This is a genomic window from Kineococcus indalonis, assembly GCF_009906395.1.
GTDB classification, from domain to species: Bacteria; Actinomycetota; Actinomycetes; order Actinomycetales; family Kineococcaceae; genus Kineococcus; species Kineococcus indalonis.
The window spans coordinates 1-1,735 of record NZ_JAAALM010000684.1; the positions used below are offsets into that span (position 1 = coordinate 1).

Genomic DNA, 1,735 nt, shown 5'->3' on the forward strand with positions numbered 1-1,735 from the left:
GGCCTCCACCAGCCGCAGCCCCGCCTCCAGGGCGTCCTCGTCGAGCTCGTTGAGGGTGTCGTCGCTGCCCCCGCGGGCCAGCAGCCCGTCCTCGCGGAAGGAGCGGGCCGACTGGATGTCGGGGACGTGCTTGACGCAGACGACGACGCGCACTCAGGCCCCGTCCCCGGCGGCGCGGGCGGCGGCGTCGGCGCGGGCCTCCGCCTTCGCCTCGGTCTCCGCCTCGGCCTCCGCGATCACCTCGCGCGAGAACTTGACCATCTCCTCGCGGGAGACGACCTTGACGCGCTGGCGCCCGTGGGGGGCGCCCAGCGCCCGCTCGTAGGCGTCCAGGACCTCCCAGTCGCTCCAGGTGAGCACCTCCACGCCCTTGCCGCGCAGCGTCTCCAGCACCGCCTCCGGGTCCGGCTCGGGGGCCGGGGCGAACGAGGCGGCGTCGGAGACCAGGTGGCGCACGGTCTCGGAGGCGTCGGACTTGGTGTGCCCGATGAGGCCGACCGGCCCGCGCTTGATCCAGCCGGTGCAGTACACGCCGGGGACGGTCTCGCCCTCGGGGGTCAGCACGCGGCCCTCGTGGTTGGAGATGACGCCCTTGAGCTCGTCGAAGGGCACGCCCGGCAGCGGGGAGCCGAAGTAGCCCACCGCGCGGTAGACGGCCTGCACGTCCCAGGTGTGCAGGTCCCCGGTGCCCTCGACCGTGCCGTCGCCCCTCAGGCGGGTGCGCTCGGTGCGCAGCGCGCTGACGTGGCCGTCGGTGCCCACGACCTCGACCGGCGCGTGCAGGAAGTGCAGGTGGATGCGGCGCGAGGCGGTGCCGTCGCCCTCCTTCAGCGTCCAGTCCGTGAGGGTCTTGACGACCTGCTTGGTCTGGTTGGAGGAGTCGATCGCGGCCATCGAGCCCTCGTCGAACTCGAAGTCCTCCGGGTCGACGAGGACGTCGACGTCGGGCACGTGCCCCAGCTCGCGCAGCTCCAGCGGGGAGAACTTCACCTGCGCCGGGCCGCGGCGGGCGAAGACGTGCACGTCGGTGACCTTGGAGGCCTTCAGGCCCCGGTAGACGTTGTCCGGGATCTCCGTGGGCAGCAGGTCGTCGGCGTGCTTGGCGAGCATGCGCGCCACGTCCAGGGCGACGTTGCCGGCGCCCAGCACGGCCACGGTGGAGGCCTCCAGCGGCCACTCGCGCGGGTAGTCCGGGTGCCCGTCGTACCAGGAGACGAAGTCGGCGGCGCCGTGGCTCTCCGGCAGGTCCACCCCCGGGATCGCCAGCGCGGCGTCCTTGATGGAGCCGGTGGAGAAGACCACGGCGTCGTAGTGGCGCCGCAGCTCCTCCAGGGTGACGTCGGTGCCGAAGTCCACGTTCGTCAGCAGGCGGATGTCGCCGCGGCCCAGGACCTTCTCCAGGGCGACGATGATCTGCTTGATGCGGGGGTGGTCGGGCGCCACGCCGTAGCGGACCAGGCCGAACGGGGCGGGCAGGCGCTCGATGAGGTCGATGCTCACGCCCTCGAAGCCCGTCGCGGACAGGTCGGCCTTGGAGAGGGTGTCCGAGGCGTAGATGCCCGCCGGTCCGGCTCCGACGACGGCCACGCGCAGCGGACGCTGGGTGCTCACGGGATCTGGTGTCCTTCGTCTCGACGCCATCTGTCGAACTGCTCAGGCAAGCCTAACGGCACGCGCCGCTCGCGCCGGACGGCAGCATGCTGCCGTCCGGCGCGAGCGGCGCGTGCCGTTAGGC

General features: G+C 72.7%; 1 protein-coding gene and 1 pseudogene. Both read right to left on the reverse strand.

Features of this window, described 5'->3' with window-relative positions; genetic code table 11:
* Window positions 1-153, reverse strand: a pseudogene (locus GTR00_RS26515) (electron transfer flavoprotein subunit beta); the annotation flags it as partial.
* The gene (locus tag GTR00_RS20265) at window positions 154-1,611 is read right to left on the reverse strand and encodes an FAD-dependent oxidoreductase (RefSeq protein ID WP_323132642.1); all 1,458 of its coding nucleotides are present in this window, start codon (window positions 1,609-1,611) and stop codon (window positions 154-156) included.
* Between the last annotated feature and the right edge of the window lie 124 nt (window positions 1,612-1,735).